21 protein-coding genes and 2 riboswitches are annotated in these 22210 nt (G+C 74.7%); of the genes, 10 read left to right on the forward strand and 11 right to left on the reverse strand.

The genetic code is table 11. The features are described 5' to 3' along the window. The first annotated feature begins 1 nt into the window (after window position 1). Window positions 2-1570 (forward strand): APC family permease, encoded by a 1569-nt coding sequence (locus ACFPBZ_RS02350; RefSeq protein WP_378034388.1) that lies wholly within the window; start codon window positions 2-4, stop codon window positions 1568-1570. Here the strand turns inward: ACFPBZ_RS02350 and ACFPBZ_RS02355 are convergent. Next, a complete protein-coding gene (locus tag ACFPBZ_RS02355) occupies window positions 1557-2450 on the reverse strand; it encodes a hypothetical protein (protein WP_378034389.1) in 894 nt (297 codons plus the stop codon). The two genes, ACFPBZ_RS02350 and ACFPBZ_RS02355, sit on opposite strands and share 14 nt — an antisense overlap. Window positions 2451-2527: 77 nt before the next feature. Next, window positions 2528-2642, forward strand: a riboswitch (SAM riboswitch). Between the two features lie 37 nt (window positions 2643-2679). Between ACFPBZ_RS02355 and ACFPBZ_RS02360 the strand changes: the two genes are divergently transcribed. Then, complete coding sequence (locus ACFPBZ_RS02360) at window positions 2680-4011, forward strand: aminotransferase class V-fold PLP-dependent enzyme (RefSeq protein WP_378034390.1); 1332 nt, start codon at window positions 2680-2682, stop codon at window positions 4009-4011. A 73-nt stretch (window positions 4012-4084) separates the two neighbouring features. On the opposite strand, the gene ACFPBZ_RS02365 is transcribed toward ACFPBZ_RS02360, so the two are convergent. From ACFPBZ_RS02365 to ACFPBZ_RS02400, 8 genes are read right to left on the reverse strand one after another with little or no spacing between them, the layout of a single operon-like run. Beyond that, window positions 4085-4300, reverse strand: coding sequence for a dodecin (locus tag ACFPBZ_RS02365; protein WP_378034391.1), 216 nt, complete (start codon window positions 4298-4300; stop codon window positions 4085-4087). A 26-nt stretch (window positions 4301-4326) separates the two neighbouring features. Next, window positions 4327-5952, reverse strand: a complete 1626-nt coding sequence (locus tag ACFPBZ_RS02370) for a dipeptide ABC transporter ATP-binding protein (protein WP_378034392.1) — start codon at window positions 5950-5952, stop codon at window positions 4327-4329. Next, window positions 5949-6851 carry an ABC transporter permease gene (locus tag ACFPBZ_RS02375; RefSeq protein WP_378034393.1) on the reverse strand — a complete coding sequence of 301 codons (903 nt, stop codon included), beginning with the start codon at window positions 6849-6851 and terminating at the stop codon, window positions 5949-5951. Before ACFPBZ_RS02375 ends, ACFPBZ_RS02370 begins: the two co-directional genes overlap by 4 nt. Continuing rightward, window positions 6848-7786 carry an ABC transporter permease gene (locus tag ACFPBZ_RS02380; protein ID WP_378034394.1) on the reverse strand — a complete coding sequence of 313 codons (939 nt, stop codon included), beginning with the start codon at window positions 7784-7786 and terminating at the stop codon, window positions 6848-6850. Before ACFPBZ_RS02380 ends, ACFPBZ_RS02375 begins: the two co-directional genes overlap by 4 nt. Beyond that, a complete protein-coding gene (locus ACFPBZ_RS02385) occupies window positions 7783-9384 on the reverse strand; it encodes an ABC transporter substrate-binding protein (protein ID WP_378034395.1) in 1602 nt (533 codons plus the stop codon). The genes ACFPBZ_RS02380 and ACFPBZ_RS02385 overlap by 4 nt, the downstream gene beginning before the upstream one ends. Further along, entirely contained in the window at window positions 9381-10757 is a 1377-nt protein-coding gene (locus tag ACFPBZ_RS02390) for an NtaA/DmoA family FMN-dependent monooxygenase (RefSeq protein ID WP_378034396.1), read from the reverse strand. Before ACFPBZ_RS02390 ends, ACFPBZ_RS02385 begins: the two co-directional genes overlap by 4 nt. Next, complete coding sequence (locus tag ACFPBZ_RS02395; protein WP_378034397.1) at window positions 10754-11968, reverse strand: LLM class flavin-dependent oxidoreductase; 1215 nt, start codon at window positions 11966-11968, stop codon at window positions 10754-10756. The genes ACFPBZ_RS02390 and ACFPBZ_RS02395 overlap by 4 nt, the downstream gene beginning before the upstream one ends. Window positions 11969-12025: 57 nt before the next feature. Next, window positions 12026-12139, reverse strand: a complete 114-nt coding sequence (locus ACFPBZ_RS02400; RefSeq protein ID WP_378034398.1) for a putative leader peptide — start codon at window positions 12137-12139, stop codon at window positions 12026-12028. Window positions 12140-12144: 5 nt separating this feature from the next. Next, window positions 12145-12238: riboswitch (SAM riboswitch) on the reverse strand. 280 nt (window positions 12239-12518) lie between these two features. On the opposite strand from ACFPBZ_RS02400, the gene ACFPBZ_RS02405 reads away from it, so the two are divergent. The 4 genes from ACFPBZ_RS02405 to ACFPBZ_RS02420 all read left to right on the forward strand — a co-directional run bounded on the left by ACFPBZ_RS02405 (window position 12519) and on the right by ACFPBZ_RS02420 (window position 16494). Beyond that, window positions 12519-13319: an ABC transporter ATP-binding protein gene (locus ACFPBZ_RS02405; protein WP_378034399.1), complete on the forward strand. Its 801-nt coding sequence runs from the start codon at window positions 12519-12521 to the stop codon at window positions 13317-13319. Window positions 13320-13399: 80 nt separating this feature from the next. Continuing rightward, window positions 13400-14410, forward strand: coding sequence for an aliphatic sulfonate ABC transporter substrate-binding protein (locus ACFPBZ_RS02410; protein ID WP_378034400.1), 1011 nt, complete (start codon window positions 13400-13402; stop codon window positions 14408-14410). Beyond that, window positions 14407-15225, forward strand: a complete 819-nt coding sequence (locus ACFPBZ_RS02415) for an ABC transporter permease (RefSeq protein WP_378034401.1) — start codon at window positions 14407-14409, stop codon at window positions 15223-15225. The genes ACFPBZ_RS02410 and ACFPBZ_RS02415 overlap by 4 nt, the downstream gene beginning before the upstream one ends. A 168-nt stretch (window positions 15226-15393) precedes the next feature. After that, entirely contained in the window at window positions 15394-16494 is a 1101-nt protein-coding gene (locus ACFPBZ_RS02420) for an LLM class flavin-dependent oxidoreductase (RefSeq protein ID WP_378034402.1), read from the forward strand. A 27-nt stretch (window positions 16495-16521) separates the two neighbouring features. On the opposite strand, the gene ACFPBZ_RS02425 is transcribed toward ACFPBZ_RS02420, so the two are convergent. After that, window positions 16522-17652, reverse strand: coding sequence for an LLM class flavin-dependent oxidoreductase (locus tag ACFPBZ_RS02425; RefSeq protein WP_378034403.1), 1131 nt, complete (start codon window positions 17650-17652; stop codon window positions 16522-16524). Window positions 17653-17988: 336 nt separating this feature from the next. On the opposite strand from ACFPBZ_RS02425, the gene ACFPBZ_RS02430 reads away from it, so the two are divergent. The 4 genes from ACFPBZ_RS02430 to ACFPBZ_RS02445 all read left to right on the forward strand — a co-directional run bounded on the left by ACFPBZ_RS02430 (window position 17989) and on the right by ACFPBZ_RS02445 (window position 20871). Next, on the forward strand, window positions 17989-19119 hold the full coding sequence (locus ACFPBZ_RS02430) for an LLM class flavin-dependent oxidoreductase (protein ID WP_378034404.1): 1131 nt from the start codon (window positions 17989-17991) through the stop codon (window positions 19117-19119). An 84-nt stretch (window positions 19120-19203) separates the two neighbouring features. Beyond that, complete coding sequence (locus tag ACFPBZ_RS02435) at window positions 19204-19629, forward strand: hypothetical protein (protein ID WP_378034405.1); 426 nt, start codon at window positions 19204-19206, stop codon at window positions 19627-19629. Window positions 19630-19633: 4 nt separating this feature from the next. Beyond that, window positions 19634-20206, forward strand: coding sequence for a sigma-70 family RNA polymerase sigma factor (locus ACFPBZ_RS02440; protein ID WP_378034406.1), 573 nt, complete (start codon window positions 19634-19636; stop codon window positions 20204-20206). Further along, entirely contained in the window at window positions 20203-20871 is a 669-nt protein-coding gene (locus ACFPBZ_RS02445; RefSeq protein ID WP_378034407.1) for an anti-sigma factor family protein, read from the forward strand. Before ACFPBZ_RS02440 ends, ACFPBZ_RS02445 begins: the two co-directional genes overlap by 4 nt. A gap of 9 nt (window positions 20872-20880) precedes the next feature. Here the strand turns inward: ACFPBZ_RS02445 and ACFPBZ_RS02450 are convergent, their stop codons facing one another. Further along, the gene (locus ACFPBZ_RS02450; protein WP_378034408.1) at window positions 20881-22050 is read right to left on the reverse strand and encodes an LLM class flavin-dependent oxidoreductase; all 1170 of its coding nucleotides are present in this window, start codon (window positions 22048-22050) and stop codon (window positions 20881-20883) included. Between the last annotated feature and the right edge of the window lie 160 nt (window positions 22051-22210).

The raw sequence follows: 22210 nt of genomic DNA on the forward strand, positions 1-22210 counted from the left end.
CATGACCACCCCCGCCCCCGAGATCGAGGCCGAGGAGGGGCGCCTGCGGCGCCACCTCGGGGTCTGGGCGCTGACCGCGATCGGCTTCTCGAACATCGTCGGGTCGGGGTGGCTGTTCTCCGCGATGTACGCCGCGCAGATCGCGGGCCCCGCGGCGCTGCTCGCGTGGGTCGCGGCCGGGATCCTCGTCTCGCTGGTGGCGCTGGTGATGGTCGAGCTCGGCGCGTCGCGGCCCGAGGGCGGCGGGACCGTGCGGTGGCCGCTCTACGCCAGCGGCCGCCTCACCGGCACGGTCATCGGGTTCTCGGTGCTGCTCTCGATCGGCGCGACCTCCGCCGAGCTCACCGCGATCGTCCAGTACGCCGGGTACTACCTGCCGTGGCTCTACGCCGACGACGCCCTCACCGGCGCCGGCGTCGCCGCCGCGGTGCTGCTCTCGTTCGTGCTCACCGCGCTCAACTGGTTCGGCGTCCGCCTCTTCGGCCGGGTCAACACCGCGGTCACGGTGGTCAAGGTCGCCGTCCCCGTCCTCACCGTGGTGCTGCTGCTCGCGTCGGGCTTCGACGGGTCGCGCCTGACCTCCCCGGAGCTCGGCGGCTTCGCCCCCTACGGCTATGCCGCCGTGCTCTCCGCGCTCGCCGGCGGCGGGATCGTCTACTCGCTCAACGGCTTCCAGGCGCCCGTCGACTTCTCCGGCGAGGCCCGCAACCCGCGCCGCACCGTGCCGCTCGCGGTGCTCGGATCGATCGGCGCGGCCCTGCTCCTCTACCTCGGCCTGCAGCTCGCGTTCCTCGGCGCCGTTCCCGACGATGCCCTCGTCGCCGGCTGGCAGGGGGTGAGCTTCGAGTCGCCCTTCGGGCAGCTCGCGGTGGCGCTCAACCTCGGCTTCCTCGCCGCCCTGCTCTATGGCGACGCCGTGCTCTCGCCCGGCGGGTCGGCCTTCGTCGGGGTGGCGGTCGACGCCCGGCACACCTACGCGCTCGCCAAGAACCGGCTGCTGCCGCGGGCCCTGATGCGGGTGCACGCCGCCTCGGGGGTGCCGCGACGCGCGCTGCTGCTCAACCTCGCCGTCATCGTCGTGTTCCTGCTCCCGTTCCGCGGGTGGCAGGAGATCGTCTCGGTGATGGGCACGCTGTACCTGCTGCTCTACCTCTCGGCCGCGGTGGCGGCGGAGGTGTTCCGGCGCCGCGAGCCCGAGCGCCTCTCCGGGTGGGTGCCGGGGCTGAAGGTGATCGCGCCCGTGTCGTTCGTGCTGGCGACCCTGTTCGTCTACTGGTCGGGGTTCGACGACCTGCGACTCGCGCTGCCACTGACCCTGATCGGCGTCCCGCTGTTCGTCCTGTTGTGGCGCACCGACCGCAGCACCCCGCTCTGGCCGGAGCTGCGCCGCGGGGCGTGGCTGGTCGCGCACCTCGTGGTGCTGACGGTGCTCTCGGGCCTGGGCTCGTTCGACGGGCTGTCGGTGATGGCGGCGCCGTGGGACACGCTCGTCGTGGCGGTGTGGGCGCTGGTCGTCTTCCCGGTCGCGGTTCGTTCCGGGGTCCGGGACGGCGGCGTCAGCCGGGGCTGAAGACGTCCTCGAGCGTGGTCGCGGTGAGGGCCCGGTCGCTCCAGGTCTCGAGCTGAGAGAGGTCGGAGCAGCCGGTGATCCGCGTGCGGGCCTGGTCGGTGATCTCGAGGCCGCGTCGGTCGAGGATGCGTAGGAGAATCGCGGCGCGCCCGTGCGCTTCTCCTTCGGCGCGCCCGTGCGCTTCTCCTTCGGCGCGCAGAGTGCGGCCCAGGTAGGTGTCGTGGATTCGCGCGTACACGTCGGATCGACTGGACAAGAGGTCCTCCAGGAGTGCTCGGCGGCCGGCGGGAAGCGCATCGAGGACGAGAGCAGCGTACTCGACCTGGCGGTCGTCATCGATCGTCGCGAGCGCGTCGACGAGGACGGCGAGGGTGGCCTCGGTGCTGTCGTCGGGGTGGGCGAGGGCAGAGAGCACTGCGAGCTCGGGGGAGCGGCTGGCCGTTGCGAGGTCGTCGACGACGGGGACCAGGTCGGGTCCGAGCACCGCGGGCCGGAGGGCCATACCGGGACCGAGGTCGACGCCCCGGGCGGCCCATCGGGCGACCGGCCCGGACGGGCAGACGACCAGCAGCACGGTGGGCACCTTCCACTGCCTGTGCGTCGAGGCGACGTAGAGCGGCCACGTCCACCGCTTCTCCTCCTCGACCCGGAGCTGGATCTCGACGATCACCGCGCCCACCGTGCGCGCTCCGTCCCGGAGGAGGACCACGGCGTCCGCGTAGTGCTCCGTCGGCCGCACGGAGGGTGCGACGGTCGGCCCGGCCCGTGCCTCCCCGAACCGTGGAACGTCGATCCCGAGGACGTCCGACAGCACCTCGGCCGCGAACGCCGGCCGGTGCCGGAACATCTCGGTGAGCGTCGCGTGGAGGTGGGAGAGCACGGGGCGGACGGTAGGTGAGGGGGCCGACAGTCTCGAGATCCTTGCGGTCCGCAGGCGACCTGCTACTTTTCCGGACAGGTCACGAGTACCAGCGCGAAGCCCCGGCTCGCTGGTCGGCAACCCTCCTCCGCGGTGGGGTGCCCCGGGTGATGACCAGGCCGACGCGACACCCGCCGTCGGCAAGCGCGGACCCGCACCGTCGGGTCCCCGACGGTCACGGAGAACCGTCATGACTGCTGTCCTGAGCACGTCCCTGCCCGCCTGCGTCGGCGCCGATCTCGAGGTGCCGCTGGTCGACGGCCGCCGGGTCGTCCACGCCGACCTCGACGCCGCGGCGAGCGCGCCGCCGCTGCAGGCCGTCGCCGACCACGTCGCGGAGGTGCTGCCCTACTACGCGAGCGTGCACCGCGGTGCCGGCTACACCTCGCGGGTCTGCACCTCGCTGCTGGAGTCGGCCCGGGACACCGTCGCCCGGTTCGTCGGCGCCCGGGGGGACGACGTCGTCGTCTTCACCCGCAACACCACCGACGCCCTGGCGCTGCTCGCCCGCGCCGTGCCCGGCCCGGTGCTGACCCTCGACCTGGAGCACCACGCGACGCTGCTCGCCTGGCGGCACACCGACCACCACGTGGTGACCGCCGCCGGCACCGTCCGCGCCACGGTCGAGGCACTGCGGGCCGGGGTCGCGGCGCACCGGCCGGCCCTCGTCGCGGTGACCGGTGCCTCCAACGTCACCGGCGAGACGCTGCCGCTGCGCGAGATCGTCGAGCTCGCGCACGCCGCGGGCGCCCGGGTGGCCGTCGACGCCGCCCAGCTCGCCCCGCACCGCCGGGTCGACCTCGCCGCGATCGGCGCCGACTACCTCGCCCTGTCCGGGCACAAGCTGTACGCGCCCTACGGCGCCGGGGTACTCGTCGGTCGACGTGACTGGCTCGACGAGGCCCCCGCCCACCTCGCCGGCGGGGGAGCGGTGCGCTCGGTGGCGGTCGTGGACGGGGCGACCGACACGGCGTGGCTGCCCGCCCCGCAGCGTCACGAGGGCGGCACCCCGAACCTGCTCGGCGCTGTCGCGCTCGCCGCTGCCTGCCGGGCCCTCGAGCCGGTCATCGACACCGCGGTCCCGGCGCACGAGCGCGATCTCGCCGACCGGCTGCGCGCCGGGCTCGGTGCGATCCCTGGGGTGCGGCTGCTGTCGCAGTTCACCGACGCGCCCGACCGCGTCGCGGTGGTGGCCTTCGAGGTCGCGTCGCTGCCGGCCGGCCTCGTCGCGGCGGCGCTCTCGGCCGAGCACGGCATCGGGGTCCGGGACGGCCGCTTCTGCGCCCACCCGCTGCTGGCGCGTCTCACCGAGGGCCGGGACGCGGTGCGGGCGAGTCTCGGTCTCGCGTCGACGGCCGCCGACGTGGACCGCCTGGTCGCGGCCGTCGCGCAGCTGGTCGCGCGGGGGCCGGGCTGGACCTACGCGCAGCGCGAGGGCCGCTGGGTGCCGACCCCCGACCCCCGCGACCTGGACCCGCTGGACGTCGGCACCCGCGAGGGGCTTCCCGGCTGCGATCGGTGAGGTGGGCGGAGCCCTCATGAGCATTATAGGGGGCTATAGCCCCCCTGAGTGCTCACGAGCGCGGAGCGCACACCTACTTCGTATCCGCTAGCGCGAACCCGACGGCGAGCGTGACCTGCGTGTGCGCCACCTCGCCGTCGGTGACGTGGCCGCGGATCTCGACGACCTCGAACCAGCTGATCTCGTCGAGGGTCTTCGACGCGCGGGAGATGGCGCCGCGGATCGCGTCGTCGACGCCCTTCTCGGACGTCCCGACGATCTGGGTCTTGCTGTAGACGGTGTCGGCCATGGGTTCCTCCTGGGGTCGGGTGGTGCTCAGGAACGCGCGGCACTCCGGCCGGCGATGGCGCCGAGCAGGGTGCGGGTGTACTCGTGCCACGGGTCGTCGAAGATCTCGGCCGTGGGGCGGAGCTCGAGCAGCCGGCCGCCGCGCATCACGCCGACCCGGTGGGCGACGCGGCGGACGACGGCGAGGTCGTGGGAGATGAAGAGGTAGGCCAGCCCGTCGCGCTCCTGCAGCTCGCGCAGCAGCTCGAGCACCTGGGCCTGCACCGACACGTCGAGGGCCGACACCGGCTCGTCGCACACGACGAGGTCGGGCGACAGGGCGAGCGCCCGGGCGATGGCGACGCGTTGCCGTTGCCCGCCGGAGAGCTCCACCGGCCGTCGCTCGAGCATCGACGCCGGCAGCCGCACCCGGTCGACCAGCTCGGCGGCGAGGGCCGCCTGCTCCTCGCGGGTCCCGACGCCGAACGCCCGCAGCGGCTCGGTGATCACCTCCCGCACTCCGAAGCGGGGATCGAGCGAGGCGTACGGGTTCTGGTAGACGAGCTGGGCCCGGCGGCGCAGCGCCCGCCACGCCGCGCCGCGGACGGTGGTGATGTCCTCGCCGTCGAGGAACACCTGCCCGGCGGTGGGGTCGGCGAGGCGCAGCAGGAGCCGCGCGGTGGTCGACTTGCCCGAGCCCGACTCCCCGACGAGCGCCAGGGTCTCGCCACGCGCGATGGAGAACGACACGTCGTCCACCGCCCGCAGGTGCCCCCGCCGCCACGAGCCCCGGGTGCGGGGCAGCGGGAAGTCCTTGACGAGGCCCCGGACCTCCGCGATCGGCCCGGTGCCGGGGGCGACGGCCGGCAGCGGCGGCGGGTCGACGACCGAGAGCCCGGGCGCGGCCGCCAGCAGCTCGCGGGTGTACTCGTGCGACGGGGCGGCGAGGACCTCGGCCGTCGGGCCCTGCTCGACGATGCGGCCCTGCGACATCACGACGATGCGGTCGGCCCGGTCGGCGGCCACGCCGAGATCGTGGGTGACCAGCAGCAGGGCGCTGCCCGTCTCCGCGCGCAGGGTGTCGAGGTGGTCGAGGATCTGCCGGGCGACGGTGGCGTCGAGCGCGCTGGTCGGCTCGTCGGCGATGAGGAGGGCGGGCGAGGCGGCGATGGCGACGGCGATCAACGCCCGTTGGCGCAGACCCCCGGAGAGCTCGTGCGGGTACTGGCCCGCCCGTACCGCGGCGTCGGGGATGCCCGCGCGCTCCAGCAGCTCCACGGCCCGGGCCGGGGCGGAGCGCCGGTCGGCCAGGGCGTGGACCCGCAGGACCTCCGCGACCTGGGCCCCGACCTTCTGCACCGGGTTCAGCGAGACCCCGGGGTCCTGCGGGACGAGGCCGATCCGGGCTCCGCGCACCGAGCGCAGAGCACGCTCCGAGCGCCCGAGGAGCTCCTCGCCGTCGAGCGCGACCCGGCCGGCGCGCACGGCGCCGTTCGCCGGGAGCAGCCCGATGACGGCCTGCGCCAGCGTCGACTTCCCGGAGCCCGACTCGCCGACGACGGCGACGACCTCGCCGGCGGCCACGTCGAGGTCGATCCCCCGCACGGCCGCGACGGTCCCGGGGCCGACCCGGTAGTCGACCTGCAGGTCCCGCACTTCCAGGAGTGCACTCACCGGTCCCGCCCCCACTCGCCGTCGAGCGCCTTCGAGACGCGGTTCACCGAGAGCACCGTCGCCGCGATCGTCAGGCCGGGCATCGCACACATCCACCAGGAGGTGGCGAGGTAGTTGCGGCCCTCGGACACCAGCGACCCCCACTCCGGGGCGGGCGGCGGCGCCCCGTAGCCCAGGAACGACAGGGACGACACCGCGAGGATCGCGAGGCCGAACTCCAGCACCGCCAGCACCAGCACGGGGCCCGCCGCGTTCGGCAGCACGTGCCGGCCGAGCGACACCCACCACCTCGTCCCCACGGCCCGGGCCGCCTCGACGTAGACGGTGCCGCGCACGCGCAGGGTCTCGGCGCGCATCACCCGGGCGAACTGGGCGACGCTCGCGACGCCGACGGCGATCGCCACGTTCGTCGTGCCGAAGCCCAGGGCGGCGATCAGCGCGAGGGCGAGCAGGATCGGCGGGATCGCCATGAGGACGTCGACGACGCGCATCAGCACCTCGTCGACCCAGCCCCCGACGAAGCCGGCCAGCAGCCCGATCAGGCCGCCGACGACGAGCGCGACGGCCACCGCGGTGACGGTCGCCTGCAGTGACAGCGACGTCCCGTGGACGACGCGGCTCCACATGTCGCGGCCCAGGTAGTCGGTGCCGAACCAGTGCCCGGGGCCGGGGGGCAGCGAGCGCTGCCGGGGCACCGCGAGGTTCGGGTCGCCCGGCGCGAACAGGCTCGGGAACAGCGCCGAGACCAGCACGAACACGATCACGAGGACCGCGACGACCAGCCCGGGACGGCGGCGCAGGAAGCGGCCGAGCCGGGCGCGCCCCTGCGCCGGCGGATTCGACGACGAGGCCGACGCCGGCGCCGGGGCGTCGGGGCGGGGATCGAGCAGTTCGGTCATGCGGGCACCGCCTGGGTGACGCGGGGGTCGAGCAGGGGATAGAGCAGGTCGACGGCGAGGTTCACCAGGACGAACACGACGGCGGCGAAGAGCACGACGCCCTGGACCAGCGGGATGTCCTGGTCGGCGACGGCCGAGACGGTGGTGCGGCCCAGACCGGGGCGGGTGAAGACGGTCTCGACGACGACCGTCCCCGCGAGCAGGTTGCCCGTGACGTAGCCCAGCACGGTGAGTGCCGGGATCGCCGCGTTGCCCAGCGCGTGCCGGAGGTGGACCGCGAGCGGGCCGACCCCCTTGGCGCGCGCGGTGGTCACGTAGGGCTCGGCGAGCGCCTGCCCCATGCTCTTGACGAGCACCTGGGCGATCAGCGCACCCGTCGGGAGCGCGAGGGTGACCGCGGGCAGGATCAGGGCCTCCGGCCCGCGGGCGCCGACCGCGGGCAGCCAGCCGAGCCGGAACGAGAACAGCTGCACGAGCATGAGGCCGACCCAGAACACGGGCAGCGACACCGCCAGCGACGGCAGGCCCATGAGCGCCTGCGCGAGCCAGCGGCTGCGGGTGTAGGTCGCGGTCAGGGCGACCCCGGCGCCGAGCACCACCGCGAGGACCAGCCCCGCCGCCGCGATCTGCAGCGTGGGGGGCAGGGACTCGGCGATGGTGCGGCCCACGGGCTGGCCGCTGACGAAGGACCTCCCGAGGTCGCCCTGCAGTGCCGCCCCGAGCCGATCGAGGTACTGCACCGGCACCGGCTGGTCGAGCCCGTAGCGCGCCTTCAGCTCGGCGAGCTCGGCCGCCGTGACGGCCGACCCGTCGGACGCCCGGGCGACGAGCGTCGCGACCGGGTCGGCCAGCAGGTACAGGACGGCGAACGAGACGGTGTACGAGGCCCACAGGACGAGGACCGCGAAGCCGAGCCGGCGCAGCAGGTAGATCACTGCTCGGACTTCCAGGTGTCGTGGAGCTGGATGCGCGACGAGGCGTCGAACGCGACGTCGTGCGCCCGCGGGCCCACGCCCAGGGTCGTCGTGAGCTCGGCGACCGGGATGACGAGGTGCTGACCGACCAGCTGCTGCTGGGCCTGCGCCACCTGCTGCGTGCGCTGGGCGGGGTCGAGCGTCCCCGCCTGCGCGGCGAGCAGGGCGTCGACCGGCGTCCCCGCCGGGAAGCGGAAGACGTTCGAGCCGGCGCTCCCGAACTGGTTGCGCAGGATGTCGGGGTCGGCCCGGCTGACGTTGAACCAGGCGGCCGTGAACTGGCCGCTCTGCTGGATCGCCGCCGTGTCCGAGATCGGCCGTTCCTGCAGCTGCAGGTCGATGCCGACCGCGCGCAGCTGCTGCTGGACGAGCTCCAGCGCCGGCCGGTTCGTCGCGATGACCGGCGCGTAGAGCAGCGGCAGGGTCAGCCGCGCCCCGGCCCTCGTCCGGATCCCGTCGGGACCGCGGACCCAGCCGGCGGCGTCCAGGACCGAGTTCGCCCGCGCCGGGTCGAAGCCGAGCAGGGCGGACTGGTCGGCGAAGTCCGGCGTCGTCGACGCGAGCGCCGACGTCGCCGGCTTCGTCTGCGACGTGTAGACCGCCGACACGACCTCCTGCCGGTTGATCGCGGCCGAGACGGCCTCGCGGACCGCGGCGTCCTGCCCGAGCGGCGTGGCGAGGTTGAACACGATGCCGAACGGCACCCCGGGGTTCGCCCGCGACGGCAGGTCGATGCCGGCCCCCGAGAGCGGGGCCTCGTCCTGCGGGCCGATGCTCGCGATCGCGTCGACCTCGCCGGACTGCAGGCTGCCGGTGCGCACGCCCGACTCCGGGACCACGCGGAACTCGGCGCGGTCGAGGTAGGCCTCGCCGGGGTGGGTGAACAGGGACGATCCCCAGGTGTAGCCCGCCCGCCTCGTTAGGACGGTGGCCTGGTTCTTGACGTAGGACTGCAGGACGAACGGCCCCGACCCGACGACGCCCGCGCAGCGCTGGTCGTCGGTCTGCGCGGCGCTGGCGGGGGAGAGCAGCCCGAGGCTGTGGGTCGAGGTGCCCTGGAGGAACTGCACGTTCGGCTGGGCGAAGCGCACGGTGACCGAGGTCGGGCTCGTGACCGTCGTCCCCTGGTAGCCCGCCAGGTAGCCCTTCGGCAGGGTGCCGCGCGCACCGAGGGAGGGGACACGGTCGAAGTTGGCCTTCACGGCGTTCCCGTCGACCGGAGTGCCGTCGGAGAACGTGGCCCCCGGCCGGAGCTGGAAGGTCCACTCCGTGGCGGTCGGGTTCGACGACCACGAGGTCGCGAGCCAGGGCTTGATGTCGCCGCTGGCCGGGTCCTGGTCGGTGAGCGAGTCGACGATCTGGCGCATCGAGTAGATCGAGTCGTTGCTGGCGACCTGCTGGGGATCGGCGCAGCCCGCGTCGCTCGAGACGGCGAAGACGAGGTCCCCGCCCGGCCGCGGCGGCCCGGCGTCCTGCCCGGCGCCGCCGCCCGAGCCGCCGCACGCCGCCAGGGCGAGCAGGCCCGTCGTCAGGACGGCCGCGGCGAGACGGTGCTTCACGAGGCCACCGACCCGGCGCCGGGGTGACGCTCGCCGAAGCGGGCCGGCGAAGCCAGCCCGAGGTTGTCGCGCAACGTGCCTCCTGCGTAGTCGGCGCGGAAGACCCCGCGCTCGGTGAGGATCGGGACGACCTGCTCGACGATCTCGTCGAGGCCGGACGGGCTGACGTGGCTGCCGAGGTTGAAGCCGTCGCACGCGTCGGCCTGCACGTAGCGGTCGATCTCGTCGGCGACGTGCTCGGGGGTCCCGACGAAGACCGCGCGGTCGAACACGTGCTTGACCACCTCGCGCAGCGACAGGTCCTTCGCCTCGCCGATCTCGCGCCACGCCCTCGCGGTGGCGTGGGCGTCCTGGGTCAGCGGCGCGCGGCCGCGGATCCACGTCGGCGCCTCGGGGGTGGGGTCGACGTCGGGGACCGGGCCGTCGGGGTCGAAGCCCGACAGGTCGCGGTTCCACACCATCTCGGCGAGCACGATCGCGGTCCACGGGTCGACCTGGCGGTCGTGGATCTCGGCGTGCCGCTCCCGGGCCTCGGCCTCGGTGTCGCCCAGGATCACGGCGGCCGAGGGGAGGATCCGCACCTCGTCGGGGTTCCGACCGGCCTTCGCGACGCGCGCCTTGACGTCGTCGTAGAACGCGCGGGCCTCGTCGAACTTCTGGTACCGCGAGAAGATCGCGTCGGAGTTCGCGGCGGCGAAGTCGCGTCCCGCGGGCGACTCCCCGGCCTGCAGGATCACCGGGTGGCCCTGCGGGCTGCGCGGCACCGTGAAGCGCCCGGCGATGTCGAACTGGTGGCCGTGGACGGCGAAGTCGCCGACGTGGCCGTCGCGCAGGAACCGCCCCGCGGCCTGGTCGGCGACGACGGCGTCGGATCCCCACGAGTCCCACAGCGCGCGGACCGCGGCGAGGGTCTCGCCGGCGCGCTCGTAGCGCTGGTGGTGCCCGAGGTAGCCGCCGCGCCGGAAGTTCTCCCCGGTCGGGGCGTCCGAGCTGGTCACGACGTTCCACGCGGCGCGGCCGCCGGAGAGGTGGTCGAGCGTGGCAAACTTCCGCGCGAGCTCGTAGGGCTCGTTGAACGTGGAGTTGATCGTGCCCGCGAGCCCGATGTTCTCCGTGACCGCCGCCAGGGAGGCGAGCACCGTGAAGGTGTCGGGGCGCCCCACCACGTCCTGGTCGAAGAACTCCTCGCCGCGGGTACGAATGCGCAGCCCCTCGGCGAGGAAGAGCAGGTCGAGCTTCCCGCGCTCGGCGGTGCGGGCCCAGTGCTCGAACGACGAGAAGTCGATGTGGCTCCCCGAGGCGGGGTCGCTCCAGACGGTGTCGTGGTTGACGCCGGGGAAGTAGGCGCCGAGGACCACCTGCTTGCGACTCATGCGGGGCTCCCCACGGTGGCGTAGCGGCTGGCAGGACGGGCGAGGCCGAAGCGTCCGCGCAGGGTCGACTCGCCGTAGGCGGTGCGGAAGGCGCCGCGTCGCTGCAGCTCCGGGACGAGGTCGCCGACGATGGCGTCGAGGTCGGCGGGCAGGACGGCGGGACGCAGCCGGAAGCCGTCGAGGCCCGCGCGCTGCCAGGCCACGAGCAGGTCGGCGAGCGCCGCCGGCGTGGTGGCGAGGACCGCCGCGTCGCTGGACAGGGGCGCGATCCCGTCGAGGCGGGCCAGGTGCGCGCGGGCCGCGTCCTCGGTCTCGTCGACCAGCACGACGAGGTCGGCGAACACCTGCAGCGGAGCCCCCTCGCGCCCCACGTGACGCTCGGCGTCGCGGACCTCGGCGAGGATCGTCGTGACCTCGTCCTCGTCGTGCGGCGTGATGAACAGGACGTCCCCGCCACGGGCGGCCAGCCGGTAGGGCTCCCACGCGTGGCCGAGGGAGACCACCAGCGGCTGGCCCTGCGGGGGGCGCGGCACGATCGAGGGGCCGCGCACGGCGAAGTGCTCGCCGGTGAAGTCGACGTGGTGCAGCTTCGAGCGGTCGAGGAACTTCCCGCTCGCCGCGTCGCGCACCTCGGCGTCGTCCTCCCACGAGTCCCAGAGCCGCCGGACCACCTCGATCACGTCGGCGGCCTCGCCGAAGAGCTCGGCGACCAGGGCGCGGGCCTCGGGGGTGTCGAGCTCGCCACGGCGCAGCGGGGGGACGGAGCGGCGGCCGAAGTGCCGGGCCTCGTCGGGACGGACCGACGTCTGCACCCGCCAGCCGGCGCGGCCGCGGGAGTCGTGGTCGAGGGTCGCGAGCGCCGAGGCGACGTGGAAGGGCTCGGTGTGCGTGGTGGTGACGGTCGGGACCAGGCCGATGTGGGTGGTCAGCGGCGCGACGAAGGCCGCGATCAGCTCGGCGTCGAGCCGGCCCTGCAGGAGGTCGGTCCGCCGGTCGGGCTCGGCGAGGTGGTCGCCCGACTGCAGGCCGAGGGCGTCCTCGATCGTCACGAGGTCGAGCAGGCCGCTCTCGGCCGTGCGGACGAGGTCGGCCCAGTAGCGCGCGGTGAACACGTCGCGGGGGCGGGCGCCGGGCTCGCGCCAGGCGGCGGGGTGCCAGCCGGCGCCGTCGAGCGCGACGGCGAGGTGGAGCGCAGGGGTGTCCGGGGACATGGGTGTGCCGCTTCCTGCGGCGCGGGGCCGCGAGGTGGAGGGGTCTGTCGGGGGCCGTCAGGCCGGACAGACCGCGCTCGCGACCCGCTGCAGGTCGACGTGGCGGCGGTAGCACCCGACGAAGGACGAGCGCGTGCAGCGCAGGGCAGGGGCCTGCTCGCACTCGCGCATCGTGTCCTCCATCGGTTCCCGGCATGAGCACCCTCGCCCGCGGACGGGGGGTTGCTGCGGCGTCGTCGAGCCAGGTCTCTCGGCCGCTCGGGATGGTCGAGGTGGAACTCTAGGGAGCCCGACCCGTGAGCTGTCAACCGATCCGGGTGCCGCGTGACCCACGACGCGACGCCCCGTCCCTGCACGCGCCGGTGACCTGCGTGACGAGCGGCGCCCGGTCAGGGCATGGATCGACTAGGTTGCGCCGCTGTGTCGGGTTCGCATCGTGACGTGGGTGGAGAGCTGGTCGGTCGCGCCTGGCTCGACCTCGCCTACGCCACGAGCGCCGCCTGTCCGCCGGGGTGACCGCGCCGAACCGCCCCGCCCCGGACAGGACTCCATGACCGCCCCGCACCACCTCTCCGCCGTGCCCGTCGACCTCGTCGGCGTGGCGCGCGCCTTCGGCACCGGCGTCGAGCGTCGAGTCGTCCTGCGTGACGTCGACCTGCGCGTGGAGGCCGGGGAGGTCGTCGCGCTGCTCGGCGCCTCCGGCTGCGGCAAGTCGACGCTGCTCCGCCTCGTCGGCGGGCTCGACCTCCCCACCGGCGGCGAGGTCCGGCTCGACGGCGTGACCGTCACCGGGATCGACCACCGGGCCGCCGTCGTGTTCCAGGAGCCGCGGCTCCTGCCGTGGCGCACGGTCACGGAGAACGTCGCCCTCGGGCTGCCCGACGGCACACCCCGCGACGACGGCCGCGCGCAGGTCGCCCGGGCCCTCGGGACGGTCGGGCTCACCGACGCCGCCCGCCGTCGCCCCCGCGAGATCTCCGGCGGGATGGCGCAGCGGGCCGCGCTGGCCCGCGCCCTGGTCCGCCGTCCCGGCGTCCTGCTGCTCGACGAGCCGTTCGCCGCCCTCGACGCCCTCACCCGGCTGCGGATGCAGGACCTCGTCGACGACCTCCAGCGCTCCTCCGGGGCCACGGTCCTGCTCGTCACCCACGACGTCGACGAGGCGCTCGCGCTCGCCGACCGGGTGGTGGTCCTCGGGCCCGTCGACGACCGCCCCGGCGCCACGGTCGCGCACCACCTCACGGTGCCGACCCCCCGCCCGCGCGACCGCGCCGACCGCGCGCTCGCCGACCTCCGCGTCGACCTGCTCGACCGCCTCGGCGTGCCCCGCCACGCGCCCGCCCGCTCCTGACCCGGCCCCCCGCCGGACCCCCACCCTCCCCATCGCCCGGAGCTGCCCCGATGCGTCCTCTGCCGTCCCCACGTCCCGGCGTGCTCGTCGCCCTCGTCGCGGTCCTCGCCGCACTGCTGTCCGGCTGCGTGTCGGGGGAGAACACCGACGGCTCGGTCGGTGCGCCGCCCCCGGGCGGCACGACCGTCAAGCTGGACTACGCCTACTACAACCCGCTCAGCCTGGTGATCAAGGAGCAGGGCTGGTTGGAGCAGGAGTTCGGGCCCGGCTCGGTCCAGTGGGTGCTGTCCCAGGGCAGCAACAAGGCGAACGAGAACCTGCGGGCCCGCGTGATCGACATCGGGTCGACGGCCGGCACCCCGGCGCTGCTCGCCCGGGCCAACGGATCCCCGATCAAGGCGATCGACGTGTACAGCCGGCCGGAGTGGTCGGCGATCGTGGTGCGCGCGAACTCGCCGATCACCCAGCCCGCCCAGCTGCGGGGTCTGCGCGTCGCGGCCACCCAGGGCACCGACCCGTACTTCTTCCTCCAGCAGACCCTCGCCGGCGCCGGCATCCCGGCCGGCGGGACCGAGATCGTCAACCTCCAGCACGCCGACGGCCGGCAGGCGCTCGAGCGCGGCGACGTCGACGCGTGGGCCGGGCTCGACCCGCTGATGGCCCAGTCCGAGCTGCAGGCCGGCTCGAAGCTGATCTACCGCAACCTCGACTTCCAGTCGTACGGGCTGCTCAACGCCGACGAGCGCTTCCTCGCCGAGAAGCCGCAGGTCGCCGCCTCGGTGGTCCGCGCCTACGAGCGGGCCCGCGCCTGGATCCGGGAGAACCCGCAGGCCGCGGTCACCACGCTGGCCAGGGCCGCGAACATCCCGCCGCAGGTCGCGAGCCGGCAGCTGCTCGAGCGCACGCAGATCGACATCGACCCGGTGCCGGGCGACCCGCAGCGCGCCGTGCTCGGACGCCTGGTCCCGCTGCTGGTCTCCGGCGGCCAGGTCCGCTCCGAGGCCGAGGTCCGCACCGCCCTCGACACCCTGTTCGAGCCGACCCTGGCGACCCAGGCCCGCGGGACGACCTCGGCCGGGACCCCGTCGTGACCGTGCTCGACGACCGCGAGGTCGCGGCCGCCGAGGACGACCGCCCGAGCGGCGGTCAGCGCCCCCGGCGTCTGCGGACGCTCGGGCTCGGCCTGATCGTGCCCGTGCTGTTCGTCCTCGCCTGGCACGCGGCGGCCACCTCGGGCGCCTACTCGCCCTCGCAGCTCCCGACCCCGCTGTCCGTGCTCGGGGCGCTCGGCGACCTCCTCGCGCGCGGCGAACTCTGGCAGAACGTGGGCATCAGCGTGCAGCGGGTGCTCGCCGGGTTCGCCGTGGGCGCCGTCGCGGGCGTCGCCCTCGGCGGCCTCGTCGGGCTCTGGCGGCCCGCCCGGGACCTGCTCGCCCCGTCGGTGCAGGCCCTGCGGGCGGTGCCCTCGCTGGCGTGGGTGCCGCTGCTGCTGCTCTGGCTGGGGATCGGGGAGACCCCGAAGATCGTGCTCGTCGCGATCGGCGCCTTCTTCCCCGTCTACACGACCGTCGCGGCCGCCCTCGCCCACGTCGACCCGCACCTCGTCGAGGTGGGGCGGGCCTACGGCCGGCGCGGTCTCCGCCTGTTCCTCACCGTCCAGCTGCCGGCCATCGCCCCGGGCACCATGGCCGGGCTGCGCCTCGGACTCGCCCAGGGCTGGCTCTTCCTCGTCGCCGCCGAGCTCATCGCCTCGTCGATCGGGCTCGGATTCCTCCTCATCGACTCGCAGAACACCGGCCGGACCGACGTCCTCCTGCTCGCGATCGTCCTGCTGGCCCTGCTCGGGAAACTGACCGACGGGGTCCTCGGGCTGGTCCAGACCCGGCTGCTGCGTCGCTGGACGTGAGCCGCCGGGAGACGATTGACAGGGGTGGCGTCGGAGGTTGACGCTGCAAGCGTGCTCCGCCCGTTGACGCGCCGTCGTCACGTGGACCTGTGCCGGGTGACGGCCCAGGGGTGTCGCTGACCGTCCGGTCCGCGTCCCCCGTCGGCACGTCCCCTGCTGGGAGCACCCGTGAAGTTCCAGGTCCTCGACATCGTCCCGCACGCCCCGCACCCGGTCACCGGCGAGATCATCCCGGTCCACGAGCGCCTCGAGCGCGTCGTCGAGACCGCGGTCCGCGCGGAGGCGCTCGGCTTCGACTCCTACGCGGTGGGGGAGCGCCACGCCGGGGAGTTCGTCTCCTCGGCGCCCACCGTGCTGCTCGGCGCCCTCGCCCAGGCCACCGACCGCATCCTGCTCTCCACCGGGGTCACGGTGCTCTCGCTGCTCGACCCCGTGCGCGTGGCCGAGGACTACGCGACGGTCGACCAGCTCTCCGGCGGCCGGCTCGAGATCGTCATCGGCAAGGGCAACGAGGACAGGCACTTCCCGATGTTCGGCCTCGAGATCGGCAGGCAGTACGAGTACCTCACCGAGAACTACGAGCTGCTGCGCCGGCTGATCCGCGACGAGCACGTCGACTGGCAGGGCACCCACCACGCCGACCTGCACGACGTGACGACCTTCCCGCGCCCGTTCGCCGGGCCGTTCCGCATCTGGCACGGGTCGGCCACGTCGACCCACGCGGTCGACCTCGCCGCGAGGTGGGGCGACCCGCTGTTCACGGCGAACGCCCTGCAGCCCCGCGAGGCCTACCTCGTGCTCATCGAGCGGTACCGGGAGAAGCTCGCGGAGCACGGGCACGACCCGTCGGTCGGCTACGTGGGCTCCGGGTCGGGCGGGCTCTTCCTCGCCGACACCGACGACGAGGCGATCGCCCAGTACCGCCCGATCTACGAGGCGATGGCGGCGAAGCTGAACCAGGCGCACGCCGGCGACCCCCGCAAGGGCAAGACGATGTCCTTCACGACGATCGAGGACGCCGTCGCCCACGGCCCCGCGCTGGTGGGGACGCCGGAACGGGTCGCGGAGAAGATCCTCGACTACCACAAGGCCTACCGCCACGACCTCCAGTCGGTGTCGATCAACCCCGTGCTGCCCTACCCGCAGCAGCAGGAGGTGCTCGCCCGGTTCGCCGAGGAGGTCGTCCCGCTGGTCCGCGACGAGGTCCCGACGACGCTGTGGGGTCCCGACGACGCGCGGCGCGCACGTGAGCGGGAAGTGGGGCTATGACCCCACTTTCCGCACACATGCCGCAGCTCAGGCGGCGCTGAGCGTCTCCACCCCGCGGGCGCGGCCCTCGGCCTCGCGGCGGGCGACCCCCTCGCGGACGAGCGGGATGACCTCGCGGCCGAACTCCTCGGCGTCGGCGAGCAGGTCGTAGCCGCGCGCGGACATGATGTCGACGCCGATGTCCCAGTAGTCGAGCAGCGCCTCGGCCACGGTCTCCGGCGTCCCGACGAGCGCGTTCGAGTTGCCGCCGCCCCCGGTCGCCTTCGCGGTAACCGTCCAGAGCGCCCGGTCGAAGCGCTCGCCCCGCGCGGCGACGGCCAGGAGGCGCTGCGAGCCGGCGTTCTCGGGGTCCTGGAGCTTGTGGCGGTTGGTGAGGGGCTTCGTGCCGCCCTGGGTGCGCTCCTCGATCCGCGCGACCGTGGCGTAGGCCTTCTCCCAGGCCGCCTCCTCGGTGGCGCCGAGGATCGGTCGGAACGCGACCTGGATGCGGGGCATCGTCGTGCGGCCGGCGGCCCGGGCCGCGGCGTGCACGGTGCGGATCTGCTCGGCGGTGTCGGCGAGCGGCTCGCCCCACAGCGCGTAGATGTCGGCCTCGGCGCCGCCGACCGCGTAGGCGGCCTGCGACGAGCCGCCGAAGGACAGGTTGATCCGCGGGCTCTGGGCGGGGCGCACGTCGGCGACGAAGTCCTCGAAGGAGTAGTGCTCGCCCGCGTAGTCCCAGGCCTCGGTGCGGGTCCAGGCCTGCTTGAGGATCTGCATGTACTCCCGCGTGCGGCCGTAGCGGTCGTCCTTGCCCAGCCGGTCGCCCTCCCGGGCCTGCTCGTGGTCGCTGCCGCCGGTGATGACGTGGATGGTGACCCGCCCGCCGCCGATCTGGTCCATCGTCGCGAAGGTCTTCGCCGCGAACGTCGGGATCGACAGGTTCGGCCGGTGCGCGACGAGCAGCTGGAGGCCCTCGACGTGGTCGAGGATGTAGGTGGCGGCCTGCGCGGGGTCGGGGCTGCCGGACGAGTAGGCCGTGAGCACCCGGTCCCAGCCGTTCTCGGCGTGGGCGCGGGCGAGACGCAGGGTGTAGTCGGCGTCGAAGGCCGGGCCGCTGCGGGCCCCGATCTCCGAGCCGTCGTTGGTGGCGGCGATACCGAGGAACTCGACGGGCATGGCAAGGCTCCTGAGGGGGACGGTCGACGGGGGTCGGGGCGGGGTCGCGTCAGAGCGCGGAGCACACCCGTCCGAGGTCGATGTGGCGCCGGGACGTCAGGAGCGGCACGCCCTCCACCGTCCACCTCCGTCCGGTCGCGGTCAACGTGACGTCGTGGGCGCTTGCGGGTGGGCCGCAGGCCCGGGTAGGCAGAGAGCCGTGCGATCGGGAGGCGGGGCCGCGTCGGCGTTCCACGGCACCCATCGGCGGCACGTCGACCTGGTGCGCACGGCGAGTGCGGTGTGTCCGGAGGTTCGCCCCGGACCCGTCCCGCCCGCACCCCAGGAGGCCTCGCCGTGCCCCCGTCCGTCCCGCTCTCCGTCCTCGACCTCGGGCCCGTCCCGGCCGGCGGCACCGCCGCCGAGGCCCTGAGGGACTCCCTCGACCTCGCCCGCGCCGCCGAGGCGGCCGGCTACCGGCGCTACTGGGTCGCCGAGCACCACCTCAACCCGGGCGTCGCCTCGTCGTCGACCCCGGTGCTGGCCGCGCTCGTCGCGTCGGCGACGAGCACGATCCGGGTCGGTTCGGGCGCGGTGCAGATGCCGATGACCCCGCCCCTGCAGATCGCCGAGCAGTTCGGGACGGTGGCCGCGGTCCACCCCGGGCGGGTCGACCTCGGGCTCGGGCGGTTCGACATCCACAAGATCCTGGCCATGCTCCGGGCACGCGCGGCGCCGCCCGCCGACGCGCCGCCCCCGCCGCCGTCGCGCCACGTCGACGGGCTGCTCATCCCCAGCCCGGGGCGCGTGCCCGGCGCGGACTTCTCGACGTTCGCGACGCTGGCCGAACGCTTCGGCATCCACGGCGACCCCCCGGACCACCGGGCCCAGGTCCTCGAGATCCTCGGCTACCTGCGGGGGACCGCCACCCGCGACGACGGCGTCCCGCTGCACGCCCTGCCCGCCGAGGGCGCCGACCTCGACGTGTGGGTGCTCGGCTCCAGCCCCGGGGTGAGCGCGCGGACGGCCGGCGAGCTCGGCCTGCCGTTCGCGGTGAACTACCACACCCTGCCCACCACGGTCCTCGAGACGGTGGCCGCCTACCGGGAGGCGTTCGTCCCCTCCGAGCGGCTCGAGCGCCCGCACGTGATGGTGTCCGCCGACGTCGTCGTCGCCGACTCCGACTCCGCGGCCCGTGAGCTCGCCGCCCCCTACGGCCAGTGGGTGCTCGACATCCGCACCGGCCGGGGCGCCCACCCCTACGTGACGCCCGAACAGGCGCGGGCACGCGCGTGGAGCGACGCCGAGCGGACCGGGGTCGCCGACCGGGTCGACACCCAGTTCGTCGGCTCGCCCTGCACGGTCCGCGCCGGCCTCGCGACGCTGGTGAACGCGGTCGGCGCCGACGAGCTGCTGGTCACCACCATCACCAGCAAGCACGCCGACCGCGTCCGCAGCCACGAGCTCCTGGCGGACGCGTTCGCCTGAGCCCGCCCCGATCCCTCCCGGCGTGAACCCGCCGGCCCTCCGCTCCGTGTACCCGGGCAGGAACCCCGAGCAGAGGACGTGGCGATGACCCACAGCACCCGCACCGCGGAGACGTCGGACCCCGGAGCCCGCACGACGAGCCCCTCGGCGGGGCTCCTCCGGGCGGTGCAGGTGACGGCGGTGCTCTCCGTGCTCACCCTGGCCGTCCAGTTCGTCACCGCCGGCCAGATGCTCCCGCGCGGCGGGCCGGTCGCGATCCACGCCACCGGCGCGATCGTCCTGCACGTCGTCACCGGTCTCCTGACGATCGCCGCGGTCCTGTACGCCCGGGCGCACCGGGGTCCGTGGTGGCCGGCGGTCCTCGCCGCGGTCGTCTTCGTGCTGAGCTTCGTGCAGGCCTACGACGGCAGCCACACGAATCTCGCGCTGCACGTGCCGGGCGCGCTGGTGCTCACCCTCGGCTCGGTGTGGGTCACGGCCTGGTCGTTCACGCGCGCCGTGCGACGCTGAGCCGGTGGCGGGGCGCCGGTCGGGGGAGCGGGAACCGGACGTGCGGGAGTCGGGGGACGCGGAGCTGATGCGCGTGCTGCACGAGCAGCACGGCGCGGCCCTGTGGGCGGTCGCGCTGCGCACCACCGCCGACCGCGGCCGCGCCCAGGACGCCGTGCAGGAGACGCTCCTGCGCGCCTGGCGCCACCCGGCCGCCCTCGACCCGAGCCGCGGCGATCCCCGGCCCTGGCTGCTGCGCACCCTGCGCAACGTGCTCATCGACGAGTGGCGGTCGCGCTCGGCCCGCCCGGAGCTGCTGTCCGACGACCCCGTGGGCGCGGAGTCGGGGACGGCTCCGGGCGGGTACACCGTGGCCCACCACGCCGAGGCCGCCGTGCAGGCCTGGACCGTCGCCGCCGCGCTCGAGCGGCTCTCGGCCGAGCACCGCGCCGTCCTCGTGGAGTGCTACTACCGCGGCCGTACCGTCGGCGAGGCCGCGGCGACGTTGAACGTCCCGGCGGGCACGGTGAAGTCCCGGGTGCACTACGCGCTGCGGGCGCTGCGCCTCGCGCTGGAGGAGATGGGGGTCGGGTCGTGAGCTGCCCTCGCCGCTTCGACGTCGGCGTCTACGTCCTCGGGGCGCTCGACCCGGCCGAGCGGGACACGTTCGAGGCCCACCTCGACGGGTGCGCGTCGTGCACCGCGGAGCTCGCCGCGGTCGCCGGCCTGCCCGGACTGCTCGCGCGGGCCGAGCTCCCCGCCCGCGTCCCCGACCGGGCCCCGCCTCCCGACCTGCTCGCGGGCACCCTGCGACGCGTGCGGCGTCGCCGTCGGGTCGCGCTGCTCGCCGCCGCGGCCGCCGTCGTCCTCGCGCTCGTCGGCGGTGCCGCCGTGGCGTGGTGGACCACGCCGGCCGCGCCCGACACCGTCGTCGCGGCCCCGGTCCGGGAGGTCGCGCTCCCGGGCGTCACCGGGTCGGAGTCGTCCGGTCTCGCCGGCCTCACCGCCCGGCCGTGGGGGACCCAGGTGGCGCTGACCTGCCTCTACCGGGGCGGGCCGCGCCCGCCCGCCCCGCCCGACGCGCCGCGCACGACCTACGTGCTCGTCGTCCGCGGCGCCGACGGGCGCGTCGAGCAGATCGCCAGCTGGAGCCCGCCCCCCGGGCAGGACGTGCGGGTCGCCGCCTCGACCGACCTGCCCCCCGACCTGGTCGCGGGACTGGAGGTCCGGACCTCGTCGGGAAGCGTGGTGATGCGGTCCTGAACGGGGGACCTACTCCGCGAACGGCACCGACGCCTCGGGTGCGGTCAGGGCCCGGGCGGCCTCGGACCCGGCGGCGGGCTCCCACAGGCCGCGTCGCCCCAGCTCGGCGAGCGGGCCCTCGCCGACCCAGTAGGCCTCCTCGAGGTGCGGGTGCCCGGAGAGCACGAACTCGGTGATGCCGAGGGCGTGGTACTCGGCGATGCGGTCGGCCACCTCGGCGTGGCTCCCGACGAGGGCCGTGCCCGCTCCGCCGCGCACCAGGCCGACCCCGGCCCACAGGTTGGGGGAGATCTCGAGATCGGCGGCGGTCTTGGCCCCCTCGCCGTGCAGGCTCCGCATGCGCTGCTGGCCGACCGACTCGGACTTCGACAGCCCGGCCTGGACCTGCTCGATCATCCCGTCGGGGATGCCCCGCAGCAGCTCCTCGGCCTGCGCCCAGGCGGCGTCGGACGTGTCGCGGGTGATGACGTGCAGGCGGATGCCGAACCGGACCTCGCGGCCCTCGTCGGCGGCGAGCTTGCGGATCCAGGTGATCTTCTCGGCGACCTGCTCGGGCGGCTCGCCCCAGGTCAGGTAGACGTCGACGTGCTTCGCGGCGACCTCGCCGGCCTTCGGCGACGAGCCGCCGAAGTAGATCGGGGGCACCGGGTCGGGCAGCCGCTGCAGCTGGGCCTCCTCGACGTGGATCTGCTCGCCGTCGAGGGTGACCCGCTCGCCGGCCCACAGCCGGCGCACCACGTCGAGGAACTCACCGGTGCGGGTGTAGCGCTCGTCCTTGTCGAGGAAGTCGCCGTAGGCGCGCTGCTCGGCAGGCTCGCCGCCGGTGACGACGTTGACCAGCAGCCGCCCGCCGGAGTGGCGCTGGAAGGTGGCGCCCATCTGCGCGGCGAGGGTGGGGGAGGTGCCGCCCGGGCGGAACGCGACGAGGAACTTCAGCCGCTCGCTCTCGGCCGCGAGCATCGCGGTGGTGAGCCAGGCGTCCTCGCACCACGCGCCGGTGGGGGTGAGGGCGCCCTCGAAGCCGACGGTCTCGGCGGCGCGGGCGATCTGGGCGAGGTAGCCCAACGACGCCTCGCGGGGAGCGCCGGCCGCGGCGGTGGCGACGCCGTGACCACCCCCGACGAGGCCGCGGGAGTCCCCGTAGGTGGGCAGGAACCAGTGGGCGGTGATGGGAGCCAAGACAGATCCTTCGCGGGCGACGTCGGACGGGGACGAGGTCAGCCCGGACAGCGCTGCGAGGTGACGCGCTTGAGGTCGACGTGGCGTCGACGGGTCAGCATCACACCGGTCATCCTGCGGTCCGCGGGCGTGGTCGACAACAGCGCGGGGAGTCTCGTCA

The sequence above is a fragment of the Actinomycetospora atypica genome (assembly GCF_042653685.1).
Lineage (GTDB): Bacteria > Actinomycetota > Actinomycetes > Mycobacteriales > Pseudonocardiaceae > Actinomycetospora > Actinomycetospora atypica.